The sequence below is a fragment of the Pseudomonas donghuensis genome, assembly GCF_000696345.2.
Lineage (GTDB): Bacteria > Pseudomonadota > Gammaproteobacteria > Pseudomonadales > Pseudomonadaceae > Aquipseudomonas > Aquipseudomonas donghuensis.
In genome coordinates this window covers 2,943,404-2,969,494 of sequence record NZ_CP071706.1, presented here as the reverse complement: position 1 = coordinate 2,969,494, position 26,091 = coordinate 2,943,404, and the positions used below count along the sequence as shown (strand labels likewise).

Here is a 26,091-nt window from a genome sequence, read left to right as displayed (position 1 = left end):
GGTGTTCAACCCGTGAGCAAAGCACTCAAGTCCAGGCCATGCTCGCCCAGTGGCGGGCACCAGTAGTAGCCGCCGGTGAGCGGCCGGCTGAAGCGGTACAGGGCGTCGACCACGCCGTCTTCCAGGCCGCTCATGCGTCGCAGCTGCACTTCGAAGGCATCGAAGGAGTGGCCGAAGGCGAGGAAGGCCAGGCCCGCGCCGCGCTCGTCTGCCCAGGGCATCGAGCGACGGACGATAAAGGCCTCAGGCGCGAAGCTTTCCTGGGCGGTGCGCTTGACGTGAGCCGACTGCGGCGCGTCGTCGAGTTCTTCGTTGTCGGCCTTGCGGCGGCCGATGATGTCGTCCTGCTCGGCTTGTGGCAATGCCTTGAAACAATTCAGGTCATGGCGCCACAGCTGGAAGGCGGCAAAGCTCGAGCCGTTCAGGCCCGGCACGTCGCTGGAGCGGATGGCGGCGTCGATGGCGGCGTCTTGCACCGGGTTCTCGGTGCCATCTTCATAGCCGGTCAGGTCATGGCCGCTCTTGTGGCGGAAGGCATCGGTGGCCTCGGCCAGGGTGAACGCCGCGGCCAGCAGTTGTTCCAGGTCCTGGCTGAGCAGCCACAGGTCGCCGCGGTCTTCACCGCGCAGCCACAGCCACAGGTGGTGCTGGGTGCAGGGATTGTCGACCGCCGCAGTCAGGCGTGGAAACTCGCGCAGGCCGTCGATGCTGCGGCCCAGGGCCTGCACCAGCGGCGCACCGAAACCGGCCACCACACGGCTGCCATCGACCTGTTGCTGCAGCGCATCGAGCACGCCCGGCAGCGCAGCTGGCGAGTGCAAGGTGAAAAACAGGTGGCGGGCCTGGGCGGGAACGGGGGCGGCGAGAATGCCTGGCTGAAACTGCATCGGGAATCGGGTCCTGGGGTAAAAGCGGCGATGCTACTGTCTGGTGGGCATAAACCGCAAGATAAGTAATGGATATTGAAATCCTTTCCTACACTGGCGTACATCGCCCCTTTTAAGAGTCTATGCCATGACTGCATCGCCCTTGCTCAGTGCCTTCCTGCCCATTGCCCTGGGCTTCATCATGCTCGGTCTGGGGCTGACCCTGACCCTGGCCGATTTTGCCCGGGTGGTGAAGTTCCCCAGGCCCGTGCTGATTGGCCTGGCCTGCCAGATCCTGCTGCTGCCGTTGATCTGCTTTCTGATCGCCAAGGGCTTTGGCCTGGCGCCTGCGCTGGCAGTCGGGCTGATGCTGCTGGCGGCCTCGCCGGGTGGCACCACCGCCAACCTGTTCAGCCACCTGGCCCATGGCGATGTGGCCTTGAACGTGACCCTGACGGCGGTCAACTCGCTGATCGCGATCCTGACCATGCCGCTGCTGGTCAACCTGTCGCTGGCGCACTTCATGGCCGCCGACCAGGCCATCCCGCTGCAGTTTGCCAAGGTGCTGCAGGTATTTGCCATCGTCCTGGTGCCGGTGGCCCTGGGGATGCTGATTCGCTATCTGGCGCCGGGATTTGCAACGCGCATGGAGCGGCCGATGAAAATCATTGCCGCACTGTTTCTGGTATTTACGATTGTCCTGGCGATGGTCAAGGACTGGCAGACCGTCGTCGACTATGCCCCGGTGGTAGGTGGCGCCGCGCTGTTGTTCAACCTGTTGAGCCTGAGCATCGGCTACTGGCTGCCGCGCCTGCTGAAAATCCCCAAACGTCAGGCGATTGCCATCGGCATGGAGATCGGCATTCACAACGGCACCTTGGCGATTGCCCTGGCGCTGAGCCCTACCCTGCTGAACAACTCGACCATGGCGATACCGGCGGCGATTTACAGTTTGATCATGTTCTTTACCGCAGCTGGGTTTGGCTGGTGGGTGAGCCGCGCTCGCGAGCATATCAGTGTCGGTGAGGTGGCTGACCAATAACAGACAAGCCCGCTGCTTCAAGGCCAACACAGCGCTGAAGCAGCCGGTTTCAACGCTGGGTCAAGTGCTGTTTGAGCGAGGCTGCCCGGGCGACGATAGTGTGCAATAGCTCACTGCTATCGGTGTCGTTGCCAAATCGACGCTCAATGTCTTCGTAAAGGGCAATGGCCTCGTCCTTACGCTGAAGCGTGCTTAATGTGATGCCTTTGAACAACAGCGCTTTGGCAACCTGCTCACGAAGCCCGAGCGTGGTGTCTTGATCGTAGCGCCGGATGGCCTCGTCATAGGCTGCGATCTCATCAGTACTGGATCCCTTCTTACCAAGCATGACACCTTTGTTGACCAGGGCCACCGCCACGCGCTCGCGAAGCTCAACGTTTTCATCCTTGCCGTAACGCTCTTCGACCAATGCGTAGGCGTTGATAGCCTCTTCAATGCGTCCCTGTTCATTGAGCCTTGCACCTTTGGAAATCAATGCCTTGGCAACCGCGATGCGCACAGGGAGCGCCTTGTCGTTACTGTATCGATGATCCACGTCCTGGTAGATGGCAATTGCCTCTTCGCCGCGACCTAACTGGTTCAGTCGATAGGCTTTGCTGGCCAATGCCGTGGCGACCTGTTCACGTATTTCAGGGCTATTGTCCCGGCCATATCGCTGGTCGATCAGGTCATAGGTCTTGAGTTCTTCTTCACTGTCGCCGCGCTGCCCTAGAACAATCGCTTTGTTATAGAGGGAACGGGCAACACGCTCACGCAGGTTAGGATTATCGTCACTGCCGTACCGCTGGTTGATCACTTCATAGGTGGCGATTTCTTCGTCACTGCGCTCAACCTGGCCCAAGGTCAGTGCCTTGTTGAACAGTGCGGTGGCAACCAGTGCACGCAACGCATCGTTATTATCCTGGCCGAAGCGTCGATCAATTTCTTCATACACACTGATCTCCTCATCGCTGCGGTTAAGCCAATCAAGGCTGGAGGCTTTGTTAACCAGCGCCCTGGCGACCTGCTCGCGCACATGGGGATCGGAATCGCCGCGATAGCGTTGATCGACACGGTCATAAACAGCGATTTCTTCTTGCCGGCGACCGAGTTGCGCAAGCGTTATACCTTTGTTGACCAGTGCGCTGGCAACCTGTGCTCGCCACGCCCCCTCGGCATCCCCGTACAAACGATCAATTTCATCGTATACGGCAATTTCTTCATCACTACGCCCCAACTCTGAAAGTGATTCCGCACGCCTCAAGAGGAAATCGACAAAGCGCTCTGGTGAAATGTCTTCGACCTTCCCTTTCTCCAACGCTTTATCGAACCAATACAAGGCCGACTCGTAGTGTTTACCCAGCTGTTCACTGAGCCCGCGCGCATAGTTGTCTTCAGCGGTGAAGTCGTTCTCCGCTTTAGACTTCAATGCCTCGCTGACTTGCAGTACGGCACTTCTGTCATCGTTTGCGCTTTGCAAGAGGTGGTCTTTATGGCCCTCTCGAGAAAAAATCTTCTGGTTTTCCTGATCATGCTTGTTGCGGGTTTCCTCGATGAAATGTTTCAGCTCATCAGCGTGATTCTTGGCATCGGAGGTGTGCTGATCAATTTCCCGATGGGCCTGTGCGACTTTAACCTTGAGCGCACTAATCTCGTCTTGAAGGCTTTCGGTATGCTCTTTAAGCCACTGCTCAACAGCCTCTTTGGCCTCGGTGACCGCTTGATTCTTGGCGGTGAAGTACACGAGCAGACCGGCGATGGTGGCAATGATTGCGACGATCACGGTGATACCGATGCCAACCAGTGTGGAAAGGTTCGAGATTTCCCCGATCGCGTTGGCCTGGCCCGCAATGGACAAGCCGACATCACCGATGCGCTTGTCCTGCGCGTCGAGGCGATTGTCGATGACGCTCTTGAGGATGATCGCCTCGTTTTGCAGTGTGCGCACCTGCTCTTGAAGCGCTTGGGTCTGGTTCTGATTAGCCGCGGGTGCCGCGCTGGCCAGAGAGGCAAGGATTACCAGGCAGAAAGTAAGTCCGGTTAGCAGTGTACGCATACTCATTCCATAGACAGCGGGTGCCTCCCGAAGAGCGGGAAGTTATCGACGCAAAAGAAGTTCCGAGAGGTGGCGTCTGGCGCCGAGCGAAGCGGGGTATAGTTCAGTCCTGGCGCGCACATGTCAACTAGCCATTATTGGCGGGGGGCTTTACCCTGCGCCAGGCCGCGCGGCGGCGCGCCATAGGTGCGGCGGAACAGCCGGCTGAAATGGGCCTGGTCGTAGAAGCCCAGGTCCAGGGCGATGGCACTTAACGGCTGGCCGGCCAGTACCCTGGGCAGGGCCCGCTCCAGGCGCAGCTGGGTCAGCCATTGCTGCGGCGGCAGGCCGCAATGGTTGCGAAAGCGGCGCAGCAGTTGCCAGGGGCTGAGGCCGGTGAAGGCGGCCATCTCTTCCAGGCTTGGCGGCAGGTCCAGGCGCGACTCCAGCCAATCACGCAGTTGCCGCCAACGCAGCGGATCGAAACCCTGGCCGTGTTCGCCGACCTTGAGCGTCGAACCCAGCCCGAGCAACAGTGCCAGGGCCTCCCATAGCTGGCTCTGGAACGCCAGCGGGTCGCGTTGCCGGTGCAGGCCGTCGAGCAGCTGCTGCAGTTGCGGGTGGCGCAACTGCAAGGCATTGAGACTGGGCAGGCCCTGGCGGCCGTCGCTCAGGTCACGGCTGACCTCGGCCAGCCAGGCAGGGTCCAGGGTCAGGATGCGGATACTGTAGCCTTGGTCATCGGCACTGGCGCCATCGTGCACATGCTCCGGCGCCATCAGCAGGATGTCCCCTGCCCCGGCCAGCTGGCGCGTGCCGCCGGCGGCGTAACGCTGCTGGCCGGTGACGATCAGGCCGATGTGGTACTCCAGGTGAAAATGCCGGGGAAAGGCAAATTGCTGGTAGCGGGCATCGATCAGGCGCACGCCTGGATGCCCGGGGGCCTGGTGGACGACGCTATCCAACTAGCAGGCCGCCCGCCATTGGCGGATCTGGTCGAGGGTCGCGGTCACGCCACCACAGACGATCACCAGCACTTTCTGGTGCTGCTTGAGTGCTGCCGTTGGCGCATATGCCAGGGCCAGGGCTGCACCGCAGGCGGGCTCGACCAGGATGCGTTGGTCCAGCAGGAACTGCTCGCAGGCCTCCAGCGCCGCCTGATCACTGACCACATGGCTGTACACCGGTCGCTGCTGGCTCCACTCGAACGCCCGCTGGCACACCTGTTTGGCCGCCAGCGAGGTCGCAACGGTATTGACGCTATCGAGCGCCACCAGTTGCTTGCGCGCCATGCAGGCTGCCAGCGAGGCGGCGCCGGCGGTCTCGACGGCAAACACCGGCACCTGGCCCCAGCCGTTGCGCGCCAAGCCTTCACAGACGCCGGACAGCAAGCCGCCGCCACCGACTGCGACCACCACGGCATCGGGCTTGAAACCGGTGGCGGCGACTTCGTCGATCATGGTCGCATGGCCCTGCCACAGCAGCGGGTCATCGAACGGATGGATATAGGCGTCGTCCTCGCCCATCAGCGACAGCGCCAGGGCATTGGCCTCGTGCCAGGCCTTGCCGTGCACGATCACCTCGGCCTGTTCCTGGCGAATCAGTTGCTTGGCCCGCTCGGTGGTGGTCTCTGGCACCACTACCGTCACCGGCAGGCCCAGAATGCGCCCGGCAACAGCCACGGCGATGCCGGCATTGCCGCCCGACGACGACACGAAGCGGCGCTTGCCCTGCTTGGCATAGGCTTCACAGGCGGCACCGATGCCACGCAACTTGAACGAGCCGGACGGCTGCAGCGCATCGAGCTTCAGCCAGATGTCCAGGCCGCTGGCCAGGCTCAACGGGCGTGAGGCCACCAGCGGGGTTTCGATGTGCAGGCTCATAAGGTTTCTCCACTGGTCAATTCAACGATCAGTTCTATTTCGACACAGGCGCCCAGCGGAATCTGGCTGGCCCCGAAAGCGCTGCGGGCATGCTTGCCGCGCTCGCCGAAGACTTCTTCGAACAATTCAGAGCAGCCATCGGCGACCAGATGCTGCTGGGTGTAGTCACTGCAGCTGTTGACCAGGCATAGCAGCTTGACCACTTTGGCCACGCGGTTCAAGTCGCCGGTGGCGGCGAACAAGGTCGCGAGCAGGTCGAGGCCAACCCTGCGCGCGGCGAGGTGCCCGCTGGCGGTGTCCAGTTCGCGGCCGAGCTGGCCAACCCAGGGGGCGCCATTGTGTTTGGCGATATGACCGGAGATGAACAGCAGGTTGCCACTCTGCACCCACGGCAGATAGGCGGCGGCCGGTGGGCTGGGCGGCGTGAGAATGATGCCCAGTTGTTCCAGGCGCTGATGAGGGGATACGGACATGGCAGGTGGCCTTGAGGAGGGAACCTGGCCAGCCTACTGCTACTGGGCTGTGGGAATCTTGTATGAAATTGCGCTCGATCGCTGGCAGGTCCGGCGTGCACAGATCCCCTGTGGGAGCCGGCCTTGCCAGCGAAAATCTCAGCCGCGCTGCCGCGCCCGCAGCTGCTGCCTCAACCTGCGCAGCGGCGGCGCGTAGAGAAAGCCGAACGACACGTTGTTGTCCCGCCCCTTCAACGCATGATGCAGCATATGCGCGCGGTACAGGCGCTTGAGGTAACGGTTGCGCGGCCGTGGCCGGAACGGCCAGTGCCGGTGAACGATGCCGTCATGGACGATCACATAGATCACCCCGAACGCTGCCACCCCCGCCCCCACCCACTGCAGCGGCGCATGCCCGGCCCTGCCCAGCGCGACCAGGGCAAAGGCGATCAGGGCCAAGGCCAGGAGGTAGACATCGTTGGTTTCCAGCGCCCCCAGGTGCGGTTCATGGTGCGAGCGATGCAGGAACCAGCCCCAGCCATGCATGATGTAGCGATGCGCCAGATAGCCGATGCCCTCCATGGCCGTCAGGGTGCAGAGAAATACAACAAGGTTGAGGATCATGCGCTCAGGTTCGCGTGAGTTGGCAAAAACGCCGCAAAGCCTACCACCTCGGCCCTACTCGCGCACCGTCACTGTCGCCGTGGTACCGGCGCGCAGGTCGGCCTTGCCGGCATAAGCCGGGTCGATTTCAATGCGCACCGGGATGCGCTGGGCCAGTTTCACCCAGGTGTAACTGGGGTTGATATTGGCCAGCAGGCGGTTACCGGGGGCGTTTTCGCGGTCGGTGATGGCGTAAGCGATGCTCTGCACCCAGCCCTGGAAGCGCTCGCCGCTCATCAATGCGATGTCTACCTTGCTGCCCTGATGAATGCGCGGCAGCTTGGTTTCCTCGAAGTAGCCACTGATGTGGAACGAGCCGCTATCGACCAGCGCCAGCAGCGGCCCGCCGGCGGTGGCGTAATCCCCCTGGCGGGTCAGCAGGTTGGTCACATAACCGCTGACCGGCGCATAGATGCGCGTGCGTTGCAGGTCCAGTTCCGCCTGGGTCAGGGCGGCGCTGGCCAGTTGCACGTTGGCGCTGGCCAGGCTCAGGTTGGCCTGGCCACGCATCAGTTCGGCCTGGGCCACAGCAACGTCGGTACTGGATTTTTCCCATTCTTCACCGGAGATGGCAAAGCCCTGCTTCAAGGTGCGCCGCCGTTGTTCCTCACTCTGGCGCTGCTTGAGCAGGGCCTGGCTGGAGATGATCGCCGCCTGGGCCAGGCCTTCGCTGGCCCGCGCCACCTCGATGGCGCGGCGGGCATGCTCAACCGCCAGGGCATAACGCTCGGGATCGATCTCCAGCAGCAGCTCGCCCTTGTCGACGTGCTGGTTGTCCGCCACCTTGAGGCTGACGATACGCCCGGCGACATCCGCCGACAGCGTCACCACGTCGGCGCGCACCCGTGCATCACGGGTCCAGGGCGCGCGGGTGTAATGCTCCCAGGCAAACCAGCCGAGCACCAGCGCCAGCACCACCACAACCAGGGTCGAGACCTGGGCGACAAGTTTGTTCAAGGTTCAGCTCCCCATGTACAGGATGATCAACGCGCACAGGCAGGCGTACAACGCGCCTTCAAACAGGGCCGGATGCCAGACCCGCTGCATGACCCCCAGCTTTTGCAGCAGCCAGAGCACGGCAATCAACAGCGGTATAGCCAGCAGCAACGCCTGGGCAATCGGTGGCAGGTAGACGCCGCCAATCTCGAAATCAATGGGCAAGGGCCGGGGCTCCTTCATCTGCAGGTTGAAGATAAGAGCTGTAGTGACGCAAGAAACCGGCGATCACCAGCAAGGCCACACGGATCCGGAACAGCGAGCGTAGCTGTTCGGCCGGCGCCTGCAGCTGTTCGCCGTGCAGGTTGTCGAGGCGCTCACCCAGGTCCTGCAGGGTCTGCAGCAAGGTTGGCAGCACCAGCGCAGTACGCCCGGCAATGTACCGGCCAGTATTGCGCAACACCTGCTCAAGCTGGGTGCGCATTGCCTCCGGCAGCAACGGGTTGACCCTGCCCTGCTCCTGCAACTGGCGCAAGGCCACGCCCAAGGCCATGCACGCCAGGTTGACCTCGAACAGCGCCCGCGAACGCGCATCCGTTGTGGCCGGCAGCAGGCCGATAATCAGGGTCAGGCGGTCGACCATGCGACTTTCGAAGGCGAACTGGCGTTCATCCGAGGCCGGGCCCTTGAGCAAGGCATAGACCTGTTCACGGGTTTCGCGAAACAGCCGTTCGATGCGCAACTGCGGGTTGAACGGGAATATCCACGCATACACCATCAATGACAGCGCCGCGCCACAGGCATAGGCACCGGCGAATTCAAACCACTGCATCGCGGTGTTCTGCCAGGCGCCGATGTTCTGCGGGCCGAACAGCAAAAAGCTCGACAGGCCCAGGCCCATGCCGATCCCCGCGGTCATCGGCCCCGACAACCCTACCGCCACCACATAGAGCAACGGCACCAGCAACAGCGCGAGCATTTCGAAGTCGACCACCTGCGGGATCAGCCAGAACTGGTACAGCGCCGACACCACCAGCGCCAGGCCCAGGCCACGGGCGTAGTTCTGCGCGGCCATCAGCGGGCGCGGAAAGGTCGCCATCAGCGAGCACAGAATCCCTACCAGGATCATTCCGGCGCGGGCGCCGTCCCAGGCGGTCTCGATCCAGATCAGCCCGGCAGCGACCAGGGCGATAAAGGCGCGGCTGGCATTCATTGCCGCCAGGCGCCAGTCCAGGTGCAAAGGGTTGGTGCGCCCTTGGCGGTACAGGCAGTCGCCGGCACGGCCTTCCTGAATGGCATCGCTGAGTTCGAGCATTTCCCCCAGCTGTTCAAGCAACCGCGCTTGCTCCCAGCGCAAGGCCCAGGCCAGCGAGCGCAATGGGGTTGGCAGGTCGCTTTGCAGCTGCTCGGCTTGCAGCGCGGCCTGGTCGAAGCGCCGCTGCAGGGCACTGAAATGCTCACGGGCCGGTGCCGGCAAGGCACGGCCCTGCTGCGCCAACTGGTCGAGAAAGGCCAGCTCATCGGCCAGCAGGCGGCTGATGAACTCCGGGTAACTGCCCTGCCAACGCTCGGCGATCATCAGCTTCTGGTTACGCAAAACCGTCAGCCGCGAGCTGAGCAGCACCAACTGGTTGCCCAATAGCTGCACCAGGCCGTTGGCCCCGCGCAAATGCGGCGCATCGAAGTACAGGTGCCGGCGCAGGCCTTCCAGGGCGCTGATCTCACCAAGGATCTGCATCTGCCGCTTGGTGAACTCGGCAGCGCTTTGCTCACCGCGAATCGCCGCCGCAGCATGGCTGGCCATGAGTTTGATCAGGTTGTCGATCTTGGCAAAGTACCCCGTGGCCACCGCCTGCGGCCGCGCACTGAGCAGGCTGACCGCACACACACAGGCCACCGCCAGCAGGGTTTCGGTGACCCGGGTAATGGCCAGCATCAAGGTGTTGTCCTGCTCGGGGATCGCCAGCATCGCCACCACCACGGCGGTAAAACCACTGAGCACGAAGGCATGCGAGCTGGTGTAACGCAACAAGGTACCGCCGGCGGTACACAGGGCCAGCCACAGCGCCAGGGTGATGATGAACGGCAACGGCGCCTGCGGGAACAGCGCCATGATCAGCACCGCCACCGCCGCCCCGAGGGTGGTGCCGAGCACCTGGGCGAAGCTGCGTTGCAAGGTCATGCCGCCCAGCGGCTGGCTGACGATGAACACCGCCATGATCGACCACTTGGGTTGGTCCAGGTCAAAGATGAACGCCAGGTACAAGGTCAACAGGCAGGCGACGATGGTCCGCAGGGCGAAGCGCAGGGTGTCTGCCCCCGGATGCAGCACCAGCCGCCAGTAATTGATCAATGGTTGCACACCGGTCTCTCGAAAGTCCTTTCAGCGAACACTAGCCATATAAGCGCTCCAGGGAAAGACCACGACATGACCCAGAGCGTTGCAAATCCGGAACGATAAACCGCTATCAAACAACAAATGTCATGTTTTTACCCTTGACCCTGCCAGGCCCGAGGGTTAGTTTCTCGCCCGCATTTTTGCATGCCTACACAGGAGTCCTGCATTGGACAGTAGCTCTGGTCGATTGCGACAGGTCCACACGGCGCGCTAGTTCAGCAGGTTGCTTCTGCCACTGGCACGCCGAACATGGCGGTTAGTGGCGATTCGCATCCCTTGCGGATGACAAATCCTCATTCCCCCTCCCGCACACCTGGCACCTTCAATGGTGTTGAAGGTTCGTGGTCCTGCGCATTCTCTTTGTTCACGAGTATCACCTTTGGGGTCGATGCCAAAGCGGCGCATTGCCGTGGATTCGAGGTTTGCTATGGATTGGAAAGTATTTCTGCTGCGCGTCACCGTCGCGCTGGTACTCGGGGCGCTGATCGGCGCCGAGCGTCAACTGCGTCAGCGCCTGACCGGCCTGCGCACCAACGCGCTGGTCAGCACCGGCGCCTGCCTGTTCGTGCTGATGACCCAGGCGGTGCCGGGCATGGCCGCGACCGATGCCTCGCGCGTTGCCGCGTATGTGGTCTCGGGCATCGGTTTTCTCGGCGGTGGCGTGATCATGCGCGACGGCCTCAACGTGCGCGGCCTGAACACCGCCGCCACGCTCTGGTGCACCGCGGCCGTTGGCGTGCTGTGCAGCCTGGGCCTGCTGCTGGAGGCCGCGCTGGGCAGTTGCGTGGTGCTGTGCGCCAATATCCTGCTGCGCGACATCGCCCAGCGCCTGAATCATCAGGACGTGCTGCCGGCCAACGAGGCCGAGCAGCGCTTTGAAGTGCGCATCACCTGTCGCGCCGAGGACGAGATCCAGGTGCGCAGCCTGATGCTGCACAGCTTCGGCAACGGCGGTCTGCGCCTGCAGTCGCTGCACAGTGAAGACCTGGCCAACCCGGCCAAGCTGGAAGTGCGCGCCGAACTGATGGGCAGCCCCGATGCGCCCACCCAGCTTGAACGCCTGGTCAGCCGGGTGAGTCTGGAAAAAGGCGTGAGCTCGGTGCGTTGGCAAGTGCAGGAGCTCACGGCCGATTAACGGCGATCGTCCGACAGCGGGGTGGGCTGATCAGGCTTGGGCAGGGGGTCGTCCAGCGACGGGGCATCGGGCATGCGCTCGATGTCCTGGGACGGGTCGCGCCGTTGCCGGTCATCTGCTACGTTGGGGTCACTGACCGGGTCATGTTCGCGCTGCGGGTTGTTAAGTGGATCCTTCCAGAGGGGATCACTTTCGGGACGTGGCTGGCTCATGACAACTACCTCGCAATAGCGGCGCAAAAGTATGCGCACCGTACAGTTTCGAGGTGTTTTGAGTGCCTGCAGTGCCGTCCAGGCGATCAACGGCAGGCCCGCAAAAATATGCCCAGTGGCAAGTAAAATCCGCTGCAGCACCCAGCTGATCAAGGGGTATCGTGTAGCAAAATAATCAGCCAGAGGTGCACTGTGGCGTCCTATACCTTGCGTCAGTTGAAGTACTTCGTCACCACCGTTGAATGCGGCAGCGTCGCCGAGGCGTCGCGCAAGCTGTACATCGCCCAGCCGTCGATCTCCACGGCGATCAAGGGCCTGGAAGACAGCTTCGGCGTACAGCTGTTCATCCGCCATCACGCCCAGGGCGTTTCACTGACCCCAAGTGGTGCACGCTTCTACCGCAAGGCCCAGGAACTGCTGCGCATGGCCCGCGAGTTCGAACAGAACGCCCTGGCCGACAATGACGTGGTCTGTGGCCAGATCGACATCGGCTGCTTCGAGACCGTCGCCCCGCTCTACCTGCCGCGCCTGATCGCCGGCTTTCGCCAGCGCTTCCCGGGCGTGGAGATCCGCCTGCAGGACGGCGAGCAGCAGGAACTGGTGCAAGGCCTGACCGGCGGGCGTTTCGACCTGGCGATCTTCTATGAGCACGATTTGGACAGCACCATCGAAGTCGAAGCCCTGACCGCCCCGCAGCGCCCCTATGCGCTGGTGCCGGCCGGCCATCGCTTTGCCGGGCAGGCCCAGGTGTCGATCCGTGACCTGGCCCTGGAGCCAATGATCCTCCTCGACGTGCAGCCCAGCCGAACCTATTTCGTGAGTATTTTCGAAGAGCTGCAACTGAACCCCAACATCGTCTTCAGCTCGCCATCGATCGAGATGGTGCGCGGCATGGTGGGCCAGGGCTTTGGCTTTGCCCTGCTGGTGACCAAGCCCCATGGCCATAGCACCTATGATGGCCAGGAGGTGGTCTGCGTGGAGATTGCCGAAGATGTCACCGGATCGGCGCTGGTGGCTGGCTGGCTCAAGCGTGCGCAACTGACCAAGCCTGCGCAGCTGTTTGTCGATTACTGCAAGGAGCAGTTTGCCGCGTGGCTGGCTTAGGGTTCAACAGCATCGCGGGGCAAGCCCGCTCCCACATTATCTGTGGGAGCGGGCTTGCCCCGCGATGAACTCAGCGCGTCGCCCAGGCGTTGAAACGCTGCTCCAGCTCCTCGCCATGGTCCACCCAGAACTCGGCATCCACCGCCCGCGCCCCGGCCAGGTTGGCTTCTGCGGTCGGCAACTGCTGCTGGACAGTCGCCGGCAACAGCTTCAAGGCCTCGCGGTGTACCGGCCCGTAAGGGATCTGCTCGGAGAACACCTTCTGGGTCTGTGGCTGGCTGGCAAAGGCAATGAAATCCTCGGCCAACGCTTTGTTCGGCGTGCCCTTGACCACCGCCCAGTACTCCGGGTCGTACAGGCTCTGCGGCCAGACGATGCTGAGCTTCATGCCCTCCTTCTGCGCCGAGGCGATCCGGCCGTTGTAGGCCGCGCTCATGACCACGTCACCGGCGATCAGCCACTGCGCTGGTTGCGCGCCGGCTTCCCACCACTGGATATTGCCTTTGATCTGGTCCAGCTTGGCAAAGGCGCGGCTGACGCCCTCGGCGGTGCCGAGCACTTGATACAACTGCTCGGGCTTGACGCCGTCGGCGAGCAAGGCGATTTCCAGGGTGTACTTGGCGCCCTTGCGCAAGCCGCGCTTGCCAGGGAAGTCGGCAACGTTCCAGAAGTCCGCCCAGGAGCTCGGCGCCCTGGCCAGCTTGCCGTTGTCGTAGGCCATGACCATCGACCACACATAGGTGGCCACCCCGCATTCACTCAGGGTGCCCGGCACGAACTGCGCCGGGTCGCCGAAGCGCGCCGGATCGAGGCGTTCGAACAGGCCCTCGTCGCAGCCGCGCAGCAGCTCCGGGCTTTCGACTTCGACCACATCCCAGCTGGTATGGCCGACATCGACCATGGCCTTGATCTTCGACAGCTCACCGTTGTACTCGCCGGCAACCACGCGTCCTGCACCGCTGGCGTTGAAAGGTTGGAAGTAGGCCTTGTCCTGGGCCTGCTTGGTGGCACCGCCAAAAGAGATGACGGTGAGGTTCTGCGGCGCAGCCGACACGGCGCTGCACAGCAAAACCAGGGCAAAGGGAACACAGCAACGCAAGGATCTGGACATGAAGCGGTTCCTCTAATAGGCCGACGCGCCCGCACGCGCCGGCCGCTTGTGGGCTTACAGGCGACCGAATTCGCGGGCGGTACGGTCTACGGCGGTACGGGTCTTGTCGACCAGTTCATCGATGTCGGCGTGGCTGGCCACCAGGGCCGGGGCCATGATCATTCGGCCCAGGGTCGAGCGGATGATCAGGCCTTCTTCAAAGCCGAGGGTGCGGCAACGCCAGGCCATGTCGTTTTCGTTGGCGAAGCGCTTGCGGCTGGCCTTGTCTTCGGCGAACTGCAAGGCGGCAACCAGGCCGGTGCCCTGCACCTCGCCGATCAATGGGTGGTTGCCGAACACCTCACGCAGGCAGCGCTGCAGGTACGGGCCGGTCTGCTGCTTGACCCGGCTGACGATGCCCTCGTCGCGCAAGGCCTTGAGGTTGGCAATCGCCACCGCCGCCGCCACCGGGTGGCCGGAATAGGTCAGGCCGTGGGCGAACACCCCGCCCTGCTCCACCAGCACTTGCGCCATGCGCTTGGAGAGGATCAGGCCGCCCATGGGGATGTAGCCGCTGGTCAGGCCCTTGGCGATCGACAGGGTGTCGGGCTCGAAACCAAAGTGCTGGTGGGCGAACCACTCGCCGGTCCGGCCAAAGCCACCGATCACCTCATCGGCGCACAGCAGCACGTCGTATTGACGGCAGATGCGCTGGATTTCCGGCCAGTAGCTTTCGGGCGGGAAGATCATGCCGCCAGCGCCCTGGAACGGCTCGGCAACGAAGGCAGCAACGTTCTCGGCACCCAGTTCGAGGATCTTTTCTTCCAGCTGGCGCGCCGCGCGCAGGCCGAATTCGGCCGGGGTCAGGTCGCCTTCGTGGGCGAACCAGTACGGCTCGTCGATGTGTGCAACATCGGGGATCACCCCGCCCATGTCGTGCATGAACTTCATCCCGCCCAGCGCCGTGGCGCCCAGGGTCGAGCCGTGGTAGCCGTTCCAGCGGCCGATCATGATCTTCTTCTGCGGCTGGCCGAGGATCTGCCAGTAGCGGCGCACGGTACGGATCAGCACCTCGTTGGCTTCGGAGCCGGAGTTGGTGTAGATCGCGTGGCTGTAGTGCGCCGGCAACAGGCTGAACAGCAGCTCGGACAGCTCGACCACCGCCGGGTGGGTGGTGTGGAAGAACATGTTGTAGTACGGCAGTTGCTCAAGCTGCTGGCTGGCGGCCGCGGCCAGGTCCTTGCGGCCATAGCCGAGGTTGGTGCACCACAGCCCCGACATGCCGTCCAGGTAGCGTTTGCCGTCGTTGTCCCACAACGCCAGGCCTTGGCCACGGACGATCACCCGTGGGCCTTCGGCGTTCAGTGCCTTCTGGTCAAGAAAGGCATGAATGTGGTGCGCGGCGTCCGCTGCCTGGTAATCACCGGTGCTACGGACAGGTTTCTCTTGAGCGGTCATTGCGAGTCTCCTTGCGGGTTTTTATCGTGTTGAGTGCCCAGCACGCTTTCCAGCGGCTCGGGCTTGAACAGCGGCTTGCCCATCACACCCTTGATCCACAGCACGGCGATGATCGAGACGATCAGCAGCACCAGGCCTGCGTAGGCAAAAATCGAAAAGGTCATGTCCGGGCTCGGCGAGACGTTCCAGATCGCAAACAGCATGCCGGCGATACCGAACAGCTGCGGCAACGGGTAGAACGGCGTGCGGAACGGCCGCGCCACCTGCGGGTAACGCCGGCGCAGGGCGATGACGTTGATGTGGGTGATGATGTAGGCCAGCAACCAGGCCAGGGCGGCGGACAACAGCAGCTGGTTGATCGCATCGGCATGGTCGTGCATCAGCAGCAACGGCAGGCCGGTGACCGCAGCGATGAACAGCACTGCCACCCAGGGCGCACCGGTGCGCTTGCCCTGGCGCTTGAACACGCCGAAGGCCTGGCCGTTGCGGGCCATGCCCAAGAGCATGCGCGGGATCGCCGCCAGCGAGCTGTTGAGGGTGCTGCAGGTGGCGGTAATCGCGGCGGTGACCAGGAACACCTTGCCGGCCTCACCGAACACCGTGGTGGCGAACAAGTAGTGCGGCAGGCCGTTGCTGGCCAGTTCCGCCTGCGGCACGGTGAGCAAGGCACCCAGGCCGTACAGGCTGATGATCACGAAGATGATGGTCAGGCCGAGCATCATCGACCCCGGTATGTTGCGCTCCGGACGGCGGGTTTCTTCTACCAGTGGGCAGACGAACTCGGCGCCGACAAAGCCCCACACCGCCATCGCCGTCAGGGCGATCACCCCCAGGCCCAGCGGGTTCCAGTGGGCACTGTCGAACAACGCCGGGTTGGGCGCGACGATATCGCTGTTCATCGCGCTCAGGCCCATCACCAGCAACACCACGGTCATCACCACCGCCAGCACCGTTTGCAGGCGGGCGAAGATGTCGATGTTGAACAGGTTGAGCACGGTGAACAGCGCCAGCACCCCGAGGGCCACGGTCAAGGGCGGCATGGCGTGCGGGTAGACCTTGTCGATGATGAACTCCATCAGCAACAGCTCGGCCGACAGGGCGAACATCGCCACCACCACATAGCCGGAGAAGGTCGCCAGGATCGCCGGGAACTGACCGATGGCGACTTCGGTGTAGCTGCTCAGGCTGCCGGCACGGGGGATCATCAGTGCCAGCTCCGAGAACGAACAGGCGTAGCTCAGGGCCAGCAGATAGGCCAGGCCCAGGGGCACGATAAAGCCCAGGCCGGCGATGCCGACGCCTTGCAGCATCAGCACCATGACGCCCTGGGACACCACCAGGCCGATAGCCACCGCCAACAGCGCAGTGAGGCCGAGTTTCTTGCGACTTGCAGGCGGCGCCAGGGCGCCGGTTTGCACGCTTGCATTGCTGTTCATCGGTTGCTCCGAGTTGTTGTTATTGGAAGAACAGAGTTGTTGCCTGTGCTGGCCTCATCGCTGGCAAGCCAGCTCCCACAGGCCCTCAGCCACGCAGCTGAATCCAGGTGGTTTTAAGCTGCGTGTACTTGTCGAACGAATGCAGTGACAGGTCGCGGCCAAAACCCGACTGCTTGCCGCCGCCAAAGGGCACGGTCACATCCAGGGCATCGACGGTATTGACCGACACCGTCCCGGCATTCAACCGCCGGGCGACGCGGTGGGCGCGGTTAAGGTCGTCGGTCCACAGCGAAGCCGCCAAGCCATAGATATGGTCATTGGCCATGGCCACTGCCTGGTCTTCGTCATCGAACACGCTGACCGCCAGCACCGGGCCGAAGACCTCTTCGCGGGCCAGGGTCATTTCAGCGGTTACGCCGGTAAAGATCGTCGGCTCGATGAAGTTGCTGGAGCCGTCGAAACTCAACTGCCGACCACCACACACCAGCTGCGCGCCCTCGGCCTGGGCCTGCTCGATGTAATGCATGATCCGCTGCGCCTGGCGGCTGTCGACGATGGCCCCGGCGCGGCTCGCCGGGTTCAGCGGATTGCCCGGCTGCCACTGGCGCGCCTTGTCGATCAGACGCGCAATGAACGCATCGGCGATCGAGCGCTGCACCAGCAGGCGCGAATTGGCCGAGCAGACTTCGCCCTGGTTGAAGAAGATCCCGAACGCGGCTTTCTCGGCCGCCAGGTCCAGGTCCTGGCAGTCGGCAAACACCAGGTTCGGGCTCTTGCCACCGCATTCGAGCCACACCTGCTTGAGGTTCGACTGCGCGGCGTACTGCATGAAGTACTTGCCGACCTCGGTGGAGCCGGTGAACGCCAGGGCATCGACGTCCATGTGCAGGCCCAGAGCGCGACCAGCCTCCTCGCCCAGGCCCGGCACGACGTTGAGCACGCCCCTGGGAATGCCCGCTTCAATCGCCAGCTCGGCCAGGCGCAGCGCCGAGAACGGCGATTGCTCGGCCGGTTTGAGCACCACGCTATTGCCCGCGGCCAATGCCGGGGCAAGCTTCCAGGCGGCCATGTCCAGCGGGAAGTTCCACGGCACCACGGCGCCGATCACCCCCAGCGGCACGCGGGTGATGGTCGCCAGGGCATTGCTGGCGGTCGGCGCCACCTGATCGTAGAGTTTGTCGAGGCTTTCGCCGTACCAGGCAAACACATGGGCGGCGCCCGGCACGTCGATGTTCCAGGCATCCATCACCGGCTTGCCCATGCTCAGCGAGTCGAGCAATGCCAGCTCATCGCGGTGTTCGAGCATCAATTGCGCCAGGCGCAGCAGCACGGCCTTGCGCTCGGTCGGTGCCCTCTTCGCCCAGGAGCCTTGCTCGAACGCCTGGCGAGCACTGTGCACGGCCTGGTCGACCTCGACCTGGCCGCAGGCTGCAACCTGGGCCAGTAACTTGCCGGTGGCCGGGTTGATGACATCGAATCGCGCCCCGCTGCGCGCTTGACAGGCCTCGCCGTCGATAAACGCGCTGTCGATCAGGCGCTGCTGTTGCGCCAGGGTTGTCCACTCGTTGCAGTTTTTCACCGCAGACTCCTTATTGTTATCCGTTGTTGGAGAGGTATTCGGCCAAGCGGTCCATCAGGCGGTCACAGGCCGCCATCTGTTCGACGCTGACGAATTCATCCGGCTTGTGGCCCTGGTCCATGCTGCCCGGCCCGCACACCACGGCCGGGATCCCGGCCTGGTCGAACAAGCCGCCTTCGGTGCCAAAGGCCACGGTGCTGAAGGCGTCGCTGCCGCACAGCTGCGCAACCAGTTGCGCCGCCGCGCTCTCAGGCGCGGTGGCCAGGCCCGGGTAAGCGGACAGCGGCTCGAAGCGAATCGCCGTGTCGGCCTTGACCGCTTGCATGGCCGGCAGCAGTGTTTGCTGCGCATAACGTTGCAGCTCGTCCACCACCGCCTGCGGCTCGAAGGCCGGCAAGGCGCGTACCTCAAAGTCGAAGCGGCAAGTGGCCGGGACGATGTTCAGCGCCGTGCCGCCGTGGATCACCCCAACCTGCACGGTGGAGAACGCCGGGTCGAAGCGCGCATCGTGATGCTCCGGCGCCGCCAGGCGCTGGCCGATGTCGCCCAGGCGGCCGATCAAGCGCGCCGCCTGCTCGATGGCGTTGACGCCATACGGCGCATAGGCCGAATGACACGGCGCACCGTGTACGTGGCAGCGCATGGCCAACTTGCCCTTGTGGCCGAGCACTGGCTTGAGCTCGGTGGGCTCGCCGATCAGGCACAGCGCCGGTTGCGCGATACGCCGGGGCAACAGCTCCAGCAGGCTGCGCACGCCCAGGCAGCCGAGCTCCTCGTCATAGGAGAACGCCAGGTGCACTGGCCGGCGCAGGGGGCGTTGCAGAAACAGCGGCACCGCCGCCAGCACCGAAGCCAGGTAGACTTTCATGTCGGCGGTGCCACGGCCGTACAGCTTGCCGTCGCGCTCGGTGAGGCTGAACGGCTCGACCGTCCACGCCTGGCCGTCCACCGGCACTACGTCGGTATGCCCCGACAGCACCACCCCGCCCGCCACTGCCGGGCCGATGCTGGCCAGCAGGTTGGCCTTGGTCCGTTCGTCGTTGTAGATCAGCTCGCAGCTCACCCCCAGGCCGTGCAGGTAGTCGCGGACGAACTCGATCAAGGCCAGGTTCGAATCGCGACTGACCGTGGCAAAGCCGATCAGCCTGGCCAACAAGGCACGGCTGCGCAGCTCACTCATCGCCCGGCACTCCGTAGCTCGGCGCCAGGGTCGGGTTGAGGGCGCGGGTCAGGTAGTCCTGCAACTGCGGCTGGTAAGCGGTCCAGAGTTTGTTTAGCTCGCCAATGGGGTTTTCCTCGGCCCAGTCCACGCGCAGGTCGACGATCGGCCAGAGCAGCTCGCCGACCACCGACAGCGCCGCCGAATGCACCGCCCCGGCTTCGCCGCCGGCGTCCTGGCTGGCCTGCAGCGCGCTGAGCAAGCGGGCGGCCAAGCAGCCCTCGCTGTTCTCGAAAACCTCGACCATGCGCTCGATCACCGCGCTGTTGGCCAGCAGGTTGCCCGCCGCCACGCATTGCTCACCGGCCACGGCATTGTGGATGCCCAGCGCATGGTTGCCGCTGAACAGCGCCGTGCGCCCCTGGGCATCGATCACCGCCACCTGGCGGTATTGGCTGTAACCGTTGCGGGTCAAGGCCCGGTCCAGGGCCTGGTGCGGCGCCAGGCCTTCATCGAGGCCGTCGAGTATCTGCGGGCCGAGGGCCGGCAAGGTGATGTTCTGGCTCGACACCGCACCGACGCCGCTGCGCAGCCACGGGCAGCGGGCGCCGACGGCGATGCTCGATGAGCTGATGGCAATGCCCAGTTGGCCGGTGTCGGCGCAGCGACCAACGATGGAAAAGGTCATGGCACGCTCCTTATTCGGGGATGACCGCAATCACGTCGATTTCCATCAGCCACTGCGGCTGGCCGAGGGCGCTGACCACCAGGCCCGTGGAGATCGGAAACACGCCCTTGAGCCATTTGCCGACCTCCTGGTACACCGGCTCGCGGTAGCGCGGGTCGATCAGGTAGGTGGTGGTCTTGACGATATGACTGAGGTCGCTACCGGCCTCCTCCAGCAACTGCTTGACGTTGCGCATGGCCTGCTCGGCCTGGGCCCGTGGATCACCGAGGCCGACCAATTGGCCATTGAAGTCGGTGCCCACCTGGCCCCGCACATACACGGTGTTGCCGGCACGCACGGCCTGGCACAGGTCGTTGTCCAGGGTCTGGTTGGGGTAGGTGTCTTTGGTGTTGAACATGCGAATACGGGTATGAGTAGGCATCAACGGGCTCCGATCAGGCTGGCAGGTTGGCTGGACGCTTCGCGCTCGGCTTGGCGTTGCGCGGCGTCGCGGTAATTGAGGTAGGTGCGTTGCTTGGCAATGTGCTCGGCGATGTGCTTGGCGTCGTGCCACACGCCCCAGATAAACGCCGAGCCGCGCCGCGACAGCCATGGCAGGCCGACGAAATAGACCCCCGGCTCGCTGGACACGCCGCGCTGGTGGCGGGGCTTGCCGTTGTCTTTGAAGGCGTCGACCTGCAACCAGCTGTAGTCCACCGAATAGCCGGTGGCCCAGATGATGGTGCTGACGCCGGCCTTGGCCAGGTCGAGTTCGAGAATCGGCTGGGTCAGGCACTGCGGGTCGGGGAGAATCTCCCGCGCTTGCGGCTCTTGCGGCAGGTCGAGGCCATTGCGGGCGATATAGGCGTCGGCGGCATCGAGCAGCGCCAGGTAGTTTTCGTCACCGCGGGCGATGTTCTCGGCCAGGTTCGCCTCGAAACTGACCACGCCATTGTCAAAGCCCTTGGTCAGGCCGACCAGGGTCATGCCCTGCTGCGCCAGCCTGCGAAAATCGACCGTATGGCCGCCGCGCGCACCGCTGACGGCGATGGTCACGTGCTCCTTGCCCGGTTGCATGGTCTCGGCATCCCACTCGCCGAGCACGCCCAGCCACCAGCAGAAATCACGGTTGCGGTAGGCCCGTGGCGGCCGGTCGTGGGCACCGACCGAGAGGTACACCTGCTTGCCGGCGCGTTGCAGTTCATCGGCGATCTGCACCCCCGAGGAGCCGGCACCGACCACCAGCACCGCCCCTTCAGGCAGCTGCTGCGGGTTGCGGTACGCGGCCGAGTGGATCTGCAGCACGCTCGACTGTTGCGCGGCAATCGGCGGGATCACCGGGCGCTGGAACGGGCCGGTGGCGACCACCACCTGCTGGGCTTCGATCACCCCGTCGCTGGTTTGCACGGTGAACCCCGGGCGATCGCTGTTGCGCACGACCTGGGTGACATCGACGCCGGTGCGGATCGGCGCGTTGAACTTACGGGCGTAGGCTTCGAAGTAATCGGCAACCTGGTCCTTGCCGGCGAAGGCATCCGGGTCCAGGCCCTCGAATTCCAGGCCCGGGAAGCGGTCGTGCCAGGCCGGGCCGTTGGCCACCAGCGAATCCCAGCGGCCGGTGCGCCAGGCTTCGGCAATGCGCTTGCGTTCCAGCACCAGGTGCGGCACGCCCAGGCGGCTCAGGTGTTCACTCATGGCCACACCGGCTTGCCCGGCACCAACTACAAGCGTATCGATCTTGGTTTTATGGGTTGTCATGTCTGCGCCCTACTGAGTTGTCCCACGCGGGTAGCCGTGGGAGGGTGTAGGGCGCATTCTGGGAGCGCGCGGGAAAACGCGAAATTATGATTTTTGTGGTTGTTAGAGAGTAAAAAACTGGGGCTGCTTTGCAGCCCATCGCTGGCAAGCCAGCCCCCACAGGGATGTTGCACACCACAACTCCTGTGGGAGCTGGCTTGCCAGCGATCGAGCGCGAAGCGGTCGCTAGTACGTTTCTGGCGTTAGTCCAAAAGTGCCAAAAGGCCCACCTGTTGCGGATCGGCCGACGATTGACGACACTGCAGCTTTACCCTGCACAGTTGCCATCATGCCCCTGAACATTCGCCTGGCCCGCGTCGAAGACGCCCCCCTGCTGCCCGCCGTCGAGCGTTCGGCGGCGCAATCCTTTATCCATCATCACGGCCTTGAATGGATTGCCCAGGGGCCGGTCATGAGCACGGCTGAGCACCTGGCCTTTATCGATCAGGGCCATGAATGGGTGCTGGTAGACCCACACGATCAACCCCAGGGGTTTCTCTGCGCCACGCCGTCGGGTGCCGACCTGTTCGTTCATGAACTGTCGGTTGCCCAGCACGTCCAGGGTCAGGGCCATGGTCGCAGGCTGATCAACACCGCCTGCCAGTGGGCCCGCGAACACGACTTTCAGGGCCTGACCCTGACCACGTTCGCCCAGGTGCCCTGGAACGCGCCCTTCTATGCCCGCCTGGGTTTCGCGCTACTGACCGAACAGCAACTCAGCCCGGCCCTGCACCAGCAATTGACACGTGAACAGTTGCAGGGGCTGACCGGGCGCTGCGCCATGCGCCTTGATCTTCAGCCCTTGCCCTGAGCCTGCTCGCCGGCGCGTTCAGCCTGGCGCAGTTGCGCTTCCTGCTTGCCAATCAGCTGCAACTGGCGGCGCAGCTCCGAGACCCGTTCGGCCAGGCTCAAGGCCAGGTCCTTGTTCTGTTTCTCCAGTTCGTCACGTGATCCGCTGAGCTGCGCAAGCTTTACCTCCAAGCCCTGGATCTGCGCCTGCTGACGCTCGCTCTGGGTCTTGAAGCCACGCTGGGCCTCCTTGAGGGTGCGGATCTGCACCAGCAAGCCTTCGTTGTCGCGGTTCAGCCGGGTCAGCTCGTCCTGTTTGACGATCAGGGTCTGCTGCAACTGGCGCACTTCCACCTGCAGCAACTGCACCTGGGCCTCATGACGGCGCTGATCCTGATCACGCTGCTCGCGGCTGGCGTTGCGGTAATGCTCAAGGGCATCGCGGGCATGCTGGTGCTTGTCTTCCAGCGAGCGGATCTGCTCGTCCTTGTCCGCCAGACGCAGGTTCAGCTCGCCGACGGCCTGGTTGAGGGTGGCGTTACGCGTCTGCTCGCTTTGCAGGGTGCTGCGGGCGGTGGCCAAGGCTTCTGACTCGCCGGCCAGTGCCGCCGCCTGGATGTCGTGCTGCTGTTGCAATGCGGCCAACGCCTGCTGGCTGATCTGTACTTGCGCGAGCAACGTCTGGCGCTGTTGTTCAAACGCGCTACGGGCTTGCTCGATGCGCGCCTCGCCCTCCTCCCGCAACTGTTCAGCCAGTTGCTCGACCAATGTCGCCAGCGTGCCACTGAGGTTTGGCGTACTGGCAGGCACGGCGGGCTGCAGGCTCTCCAGCGCTTTCAGGTAACGGTGAATGGTGGTTTTCGAGCCGGTATTGCCCAGTTCGATACGTACCGCATCGATACTTGGATGCTCGCCACGGGCCAGCAATGCTTGCCGCGCCTTGTGCACTAATGCCTGGTTGATGCCGCCACGGGCCATGTCAGCTCCTACGATTTCGTACTGTGATACGTACCATGTATTTACATACTATCTCATCGCCTGATTTTGTGCCTGATGAACCTGCTACTGAGATAAAATAATCACGGCTTATCGCATCTAAGGCGCTAAAATGCCGAGTAAAAGTGCCCGGGCGGTACGACAGGCGAGGAACCAGGCGATGAATACGATCGAGCGCTATCTGCAGGCGGCGGTGCGCGACAACACCCGGCGCAGCTATCAGGCGGCGGTGGAGCACTTCGAAGTGAGCTGGGGCGGTTTTTTGCCGGCCACCGCAGACAGCATCGCCCGCTACCTGGCCGACCACGCCCAGAGCCATTCGATCAGCACCCTCAAGCAGCGCCTGGCAGCGCTGGGCCAATGGCATGTCAGCCAGGGGTTTCCCGACCCGACCAAGGCACCGCTGGTGCGGCAGATGCTCAAGGGCATTCGCACCCTGCATCCGGCAGAGCCCAGGCAAGCCACACCGCTGCTCATACAGCATCTGCAAACCGCGGTTGCGGTGCTGGAAGGCGAAGCGACCCAGGCCCGCGCCCGGCACGATTTGCCTGCGCTACTGCGCGCCAGCCGTGACAAGGCCTTGCTGTTGATCGGTTTCTGGCGAGGATTTCGCGGTGATGAACTGGCGCGCCTGCAGGTCGAGCATATCCAGGCGCAGGCGGGCGTCGGCATGACGATCTTCCTGCCGCGCAGCAAGGGCGACCGCCAGGCGCTCGGCGTGCGGCACCGGGCACCGGCGCTCAAGGTCCTGTGCCCGGTGCAGGCTTACCTGCAGTGGATCGAAGTGGCGGGCATTGCCCACGGGCCGGTGTTTCGCAAGCTCGACCGCTGGGGCAACCTCGGCGAACAGGCCCTCAACAGCAACAGCTTGATCGCTTTGCTGCGACGCATCCTTGAGCGCGCAGGTGTTCCGGCAGCTTTATATACCGGTCACTCGCTACGCCGCGGGTTTGCCACCTGGGCCAGCAGCAATGGCTGGGAGCTCAAGGCGCTGATGAGCTATGTCGGCTGGAAGGATGCCAAGTCGGCGCTGCGCTATATCGATGCCTCGGTGTCGTTTGGCGAGCTGGCGCTGCTCGAAGGTGGCAGCACCGCTGGGCTACTGACGGATCAGGCTTAAAACAGAGAGTGAAGGTGCTGGCCTCATCGCGGGTCAAGTCCGCTCGCACAGGTCTTGCGGGCGCAATTCCACAGGCGGGCAATGTCGCGGGCCCGCGCCTGGAGCAAGGCTGGTGCATTGGCACAGGCCGCCTCCAGGGTCATCGGCCCGCTGGTCAAGGCAAATGCGGCGTCGATGCCGTGGGCGTACAGCTGTTCGTAGCCATCCCCCAGCGTGCCGGCGATCACCACCACCGGCACGGCGTGGCGCCGCGCCACCCGGGCCACGCCGAACGGCGTCTTGCCGCGCAGGGTTTGCGCGTCGAAACGGCCTTCGCCGGTAATCACCAGGTCAGCCCCCTGCACCGCCGCCTCCAGCCCGGCCAGTTCCGCCACGACCTCGATCCCCGGGCGGAAGGCGGCCTGCATGAACGCCTTGGCGGCAAAGCCCATGCCGCCGGCCGCGCCACATCCGGGAAAATCCCGCACGTCGGTGCCCAGCAGTTGTGCGCAGTGATCGGCAAAGTGCCCAAGGGCATGGTCCAGGGCTTCTACCTGCTCGGGGCTTGCGCCCTTTTGCGGGCCGAAAATCGCTGACGCGCCATTGCTGCCACACAGCGGGTTGTCAACGTCCGCGGCGACTTCCAACTGTACATCAGCCAGACGCGAGTCCAGCGCGCTGGCGTCGATACGGGCAAGCCGAGCCAAGGCCAGGCCGCCGTCGGCCAGCGGCTGATGATCAGCATCGAACAACCGCAGCCCCAGCGCACGCAGCATGCCGCTGCCGGCGTCATTGGTCGCACTGCCGCCGATGGCCAGGATGATCCGCCGGGCACCGGCATCCAGTGCCGCGCTGATCAGCTGACCGGTGCCGAAGGTGCTGCTGCGGCACGCATCGCGCTGATCGAGGCGAAGCAGTTGCAAGCCGCTGGCGGTGGCCATTTCGATGATCGCCGTGTGGCTCTCGGCCAGCCAGCCCCAGCCCGCCTCCACCGGCTCACCCAGCGGCCCGCGCACCTGCAGGCTGCGCAACTCGCCAGCACAGGCGGCAACGATGGCCTCCATGCTGCCCTCACCGCCGTCGGCCATCGGGCACTGGACCAGTTGCGCCTGCGGCAATACCTGGGCAATACCTGCGGCAATGGCCGCAGCCACACCTTCAGCGCTGAGGCTGTCCTTGAACGAGTCGGGGGCGATGACGATTTTCATGGGGGTCTCCTGATCCAGATGCCTGCATGCTGACAGCTGGGCCTTCATCGGGCGTCGGTCGAATGCACAAAAACCGCCGCGCTTTGTTTGGCACTTGGCCAAAGCCGG

Annotated in this window: 25 protein-coding genes; 5 read left to right on the top strand and 20 right to left on the bottom strand. The window is 63.8% G+C overall.

Features of this window, described 5'->3' with window-relative positions:
* Window positions 1–5: 5 nt before the first annotated feature.
* Window positions 6–887: a Dyp-type peroxidase gene (locus BV82_RS14040; RefSeq protein WP_036995630.1), complete on the bottom strand. Its 882-nt coding sequence runs from the start codon at window positions 885–887 to the stop codon at window positions 6–8.
* Window positions 888–1,014: 127 nt separating this feature from the next.
* On the opposite strand from BV82_RS14040, the gene BV82_RS14035 reads away from it, so the two are divergent.
* Window positions 1,015–1,908: a bile acid:sodium symporter family protein gene (locus BV82_RS14035; protein WP_036995631.1), complete on the top strand. Its 894-nt coding sequence runs from the start codon at window positions 1,015–1,017 to the stop codon at window positions 1,906–1,908.
* Window positions 1,909–1,957: 49 nt separating this feature from the next.
* On the opposite strand, the gene BV82_RS14030 is transcribed toward BV82_RS14035, so the two are convergent.
* The 8 genes from BV82_RS14030 to BV82_RS13995 all read right to left on the bottom strand — a co-directional run bounded on the left by BV82_RS14030 (window position 1,958) and on the right by BV82_RS13995 (window position 10,218).
* A complete protein-coding gene (locus BV82_RS14030; protein ID WP_036995633.1) occupies window positions 1,958–3,943 on the bottom strand; it encodes a hypothetical protein in 1,986 nt (661 codons plus the stop codon).
* A gap of 134 nt (window positions 3,944–4,077) precedes the next feature.
* Complete coding sequence (locus tag BV82_RS14025) at window positions 4,078–4,887, bottom strand: AraC family transcriptional regulator (protein ID WP_036995635.1); 810 nt, start codon at window positions 4,885–4,887, stop codon at window positions 4,078–4,080.
* Window positions 4,888–5,805, bottom strand: coding sequence for a pyridoxal-phosphate dependent enzyme (locus BV82_RS14020; protein WP_036995637.1), 918 nt, complete (start codon window positions 5,803–5,805; stop codon window positions 4,888–4,890).
* Window positions 5,802–6,278: a RidA family protein gene (locus BV82_RS14015; protein ID WP_010226055.1), complete on the bottom strand. Its 477-nt coding sequence runs from the start codon at window positions 6,276–6,278 to the stop codon at window positions 5,802–5,804. Before BV82_RS14015 ends, BV82_RS14020 begins: the two co-directional genes overlap by 4 nt.
* 138 nt (window positions 6,279–6,416) lie before the next feature.
* Complete coding sequence (locus BV82_RS14010) at window positions 6,417–6,881, bottom strand: sterol desaturase family protein (protein ID WP_010226054.1); 465 nt, start codon at window positions 6,879–6,881, stop codon at window positions 6,417–6,419.
* Window positions 6,882–6,935: 54 nt separating this feature from the next.
* The gene (locus BV82_RS14005) at window positions 6,936–7,877 is read right to left on the bottom strand and encodes an HlyD family secretion protein (RefSeq protein ID WP_036995638.1); all 942 of its coding nucleotides are present in this window, start codon (window positions 7,875–7,877) and stop codon (window positions 6,936–6,938) included.
* Window positions 7,878–7,880: 3 nt separating this feature from the next.
* Window positions 7,881–8,081 (bottom strand): DUF1656 domain-containing protein, encoded by a 201-nt coding sequence (locus BV82_RS14000; RefSeq protein WP_010226052.1) that lies wholly within the window; start codon window positions 8,079–8,081, stop codon window positions 7,881–7,883.
* On the bottom strand, window positions 8,071–10,218 hold the full coding sequence (locus tag BV82_RS13995) for an FUSC family protein (RefSeq protein WP_036995639.1): 2,148 nt from the start codon (window positions 10,216–10,218) through the stop codon (window positions 8,071–8,073). Before BV82_RS13995 ends, BV82_RS14000 begins: the two co-directional genes overlap by 11 nt.
* A gap of 463 nt (window positions 10,219–10,681) precedes the next feature.
* Between BV82_RS13995 and BV82_RS13990 the strand changes: the two genes are divergently transcribed.
* Window positions 10,682–11,389 (top strand): MgtC/SapB family protein, encoded by a 708-nt coding sequence (locus tag BV82_RS13990; protein ID WP_010226050.1) that lies wholly within the window; start codon window positions 10,682–10,684, stop codon window positions 11,387–11,389.
* Here the strand turns inward: BV82_RS13990 and BV82_RS13985 are convergent.
* Window positions 11,386–11,601 carry a hypothetical protein gene (locus tag BV82_RS13985; RefSeq protein ID WP_010226049.1) on the bottom strand — a complete coding sequence of 72 codons (216 nt, stop codon included), beginning with the start codon at window positions 11,599–11,601 and terminating at the stop codon, window positions 11,386–11,388. The genes BV82_RS13990 and BV82_RS13985 overlap by 4 nt on opposite strands.
* 192 nt (window positions 11,602–11,793) lie before the next feature.
* Here BV82_RS13985 and BV82_RS13980 point away from each other — a divergent pair, with 192 nt between their 5' ends.
* On the top strand, window positions 11,794–12,705 hold the full coding sequence (locus BV82_RS13980) for a LysR substrate-binding domain-containing protein (protein WP_036995640.1): 912 nt from the start codon (window positions 11,794–11,796) through the stop codon (window positions 12,703–12,705).
* Window positions 12,706–12,775: 70 nt separating this feature from the next.
* Here BV82_RS13980 and BV82_RS13975 read toward each other — a convergent pair whose 3' ends face one another.
* The 8 genes from BV82_RS13975 to BV82_RS13940 all read right to left on the bottom strand — a co-directional run bounded on the left by BV82_RS13975 (window position 12,776) and on the right by BV82_RS13940 (window position 21,852).
* Complete coding sequence (locus tag BV82_RS13975; RefSeq protein WP_036995641.1) at window positions 12,776–13,816, bottom strand: ABC transporter substrate-binding protein; 1,041 nt, start codon at window positions 13,814–13,816, stop codon at window positions 12,776–12,778.
* Between the two features lie 54 nt (window positions 13,817–13,870).
* Window positions 13,871–15,253, bottom strand: a complete 1,383-nt coding sequence (locus BV82_RS13970) for an aspartate aminotransferase family protein (protein ID WP_036995642.1) — start codon at window positions 15,251–15,253, stop codon at window positions 13,871–13,873.
* Window positions 15,250–16,689 carry an APC family permease gene (locus BV82_RS13965; RefSeq protein ID WP_010220456.1) on the bottom strand — a complete coding sequence of 480 codons (1,440 nt, stop codon included), beginning with the start codon at window positions 16,687–16,689 and terminating at the stop codon, window positions 15,250–15,252. Before BV82_RS13965 ends, BV82_RS13970 begins: the two co-directional genes overlap by 4 nt.
* A gap of 85 nt (window positions 16,690–16,774) precedes the next feature.
* Window positions 16,775–18,268 carry an aldehyde dehydrogenase gene (locus BV82_RS13960; protein ID WP_036995643.1) on the bottom strand — a complete coding sequence of 498 codons (1,494 nt, stop codon included), beginning with the start codon at window positions 18,266–18,268 and terminating at the stop codon, window positions 16,775–16,777.
* Between the two features lie 16 nt (window positions 18,269–18,284).
* On the bottom strand, window positions 18,285–19,448 hold the full coding sequence (gene argE, locus BV82_RS13955) for an acetylornithine deacetylase (protein WP_036995644.1): 1,164 nt from the start codon (window positions 19,446–19,448) through the stop codon (window positions 18,285–18,287).
* On the bottom strand, window positions 19,441–20,115 hold the full coding sequence (locus BV82_RS13950) for a DUF1028 domain-containing protein (protein ID WP_036995646.1): 675 nt from the start codon (window positions 20,113–20,115) through the stop codon (window positions 19,441–19,443). The genes argE and BV82_RS13950 overlap by 8 nt, the downstream gene beginning before the upstream one ends.
* A 10-nt stretch (window positions 20,116–20,125) precedes the next feature.
* Window positions 20,126–20,536 (bottom strand): RidA family protein, encoded by a 411-nt coding sequence (locus tag BV82_RS13945; RefSeq protein ID WP_003201555.1) that lies wholly within the window; start codon window positions 20,534–20,536, stop codon window positions 20,126–20,128.
* Window positions 20,536–21,852, bottom strand: a complete 1,317-nt coding sequence (locus BV82_RS13940; protein WP_036995647.1) for a flavin-containing monooxygenase — start codon at window positions 21,850–21,852, stop codon at window positions 20,536–20,538. Before BV82_RS13940 ends, BV82_RS13945 begins: the two co-directional genes overlap by 1 nt.
* A 328-nt stretch (window positions 21,853–22,180) precedes the next feature.
* Here BV82_RS13940 and BV82_RS13935 point away from each other — a divergent pair, with 328 nt between their 5' ends.
* Window positions 22,181–22,702, top strand: coding sequence for a GNAT family N-acetyltransferase (locus tag BV82_RS13935; RefSeq protein WP_036995648.1), 522 nt, complete (start codon window positions 22,181–22,183; stop codon window positions 22,700–22,702).
* Here BV82_RS13935 and BV82_RS13930 read toward each other — a convergent pair.
* Window positions 22,687–23,658 carry a DNA-binding protein gene (locus BV82_RS13930; RefSeq protein WP_036995650.1) on the bottom strand — a complete coding sequence of 324 codons (972 nt, stop codon included), beginning with the start codon at window positions 23,656–23,658 and terminating at the stop codon, window positions 22,687–22,689. The two genes, BV82_RS13935 and BV82_RS13930, sit on opposite strands and share 16 nt — an antisense overlap.
* A gap of 178 nt (window positions 23,659–23,836) precedes the next feature.
* On the opposite strand from BV82_RS13930, the gene BV82_RS13925 reads away from it, so the two are divergent.
* Entirely contained in the window at window positions 23,837–24,796 is a 960-nt protein-coding gene (locus tag BV82_RS13925) for a site-specific integrase (RefSeq protein ID WP_036995651.1), read from the top strand.
* A 23-nt stretch (window positions 24,797–24,819) separates the two neighbouring features.
* Here the strand turns inward: BV82_RS13925 and BV82_RS13920 are convergent, their stop codons facing one another.
* The gene (locus BV82_RS13920; protein WP_036995652.1) at window positions 24,820–25,983 is read right to left on the bottom strand and encodes a glycerate kinase; all 1,164 of its coding nucleotides are present in this window, start codon (window positions 25,981–25,983) and stop codon (window positions 24,820–24,822) included.
* Window positions 25,984–26,091 lie beyond the last annotated feature (108 nt).

Coding starts and splice junctions, on each gene's coding strand:
- BV82_RS14040 (WP_036995630.1), bottom strand. CDS start 887: ATGCAGTTTCAGCCAGGCATTCTCGCCGCCCCCGTTCCCGCCCAGGCC.
- BV82_RS14035 (WP_036995631.1), top strand. CDS start 1,015: ATGACTGCATCGCCCTTGCTCAGTGCCTTCCTGCCCATTGCCCTGGGC.
- BV82_RS14030 (WP_036995633.1), bottom strand. CDS start 3,943: ATGCGTACACTGCTAACCGGACTTACTTTCTGCCTGGTAATCCTTGCC.
- BV82_RS14020 (WP_036995637.1), bottom strand. CDS start 5,805: ATGAGCCTGCACATCGAAACCCCGCTGGTGGCCTCACGCCCGTTGAGC.
- BV82_RS14015 (WP_010226055.1), bottom strand. CDS start 6,278: ATGTCCGTATCCCCTCATCAGCGCCTGGAACAACTGGGCATCATTCTC.
- BV82_RS14010 (WP_010226054.1), bottom strand. CDS start 6,881: ATGATCCTCAACCTTGTTGTATTTCTCTGCACCCTGACGGCCATGGAG.
- BV82_RS13990 (WP_010226050.1), top strand. CDS start 10,682: ATGGATTGGAAAGTATTTCTGCTGCGCGTCACCGTCGCGCTGGTACTC.
- BV82_RS13985 (WP_010226049.1), bottom strand. CDS start 11,601: ATGAGCCAGCCACGTCCCGAAAGTGATCCCCTCTGGAAGGATCCACTT.
- BV82_RS13975 (WP_036995641.1), bottom strand. CDS start 13,816: ATGTCCAGATCCTTGCGTTGCTGTGTTCCCTTTGCCCTGGTTTTGCTG.
- BV82_RS13970 (WP_036995642.1), bottom strand. CDS start 15,253: ATGACCGCTCAAGAGAAACCTGTCCGTAGCACCGGTGATTACCAGGCA.
- BV82_RS13965 (WP_010220456.1), bottom strand. CDS start 16,689: ATGAACAGCAATGCAAGCGTGCAAACCGGCGCCCTGGCGCCGCCTGCA.
- argE (WP_036995644.1), bottom strand. CDS start 19,448: ATGAGTGAGCTGCGCAGCCGTGCCTTGTTGGCCAGGCTGATCGGCTTT.
- BV82_RS13950 (WP_036995646.1), bottom strand. CDS start 20,115: ATGACCTTTTCCATCGTTGGTCGCTGCGCCGACACCGGCCAACTGGGC.
- BV82_RS13945 (WP_003201555.1), bottom strand. CDS start 20,536: ATGCCTACTCATACCCGTATTCGCATGTTCAACACCAAAGACACCTAC.
- BV82_RS13940 (WP_036995647.1), bottom strand. CDS start 21,852: ATGACAACCCATAAAACCAAGATCGATACGCTTGTAGTTGGTGCCGGG.
- BV82_RS13935 (WP_036995648.1), top strand. CDS start 22,181: ATGCCCCTGAACATTCGCCTGGCCCGCGTCGAAGACGCCCCCCTGCTG.
- BV82_RS13930 (WP_036995650.1), bottom strand. CDS start 23,658: ATGGCCCGTGGCGGCATCAACCAGGCATTAGTGCACAAGGCGCGGCAA.
- BV82_RS13925 (WP_036995651.1), top strand. CDS start 23,837: ATGAATACGATCGAGCGCTATCTGCAGGCGGCGGTGCGCGACAACACC.
- BV82_RS13920 (WP_036995652.1), bottom strand. CDS start 25,983: ATGAAAATCGTCATCGCCCCCGACTCGTTCAAGGACAGCCTCAGCGCT.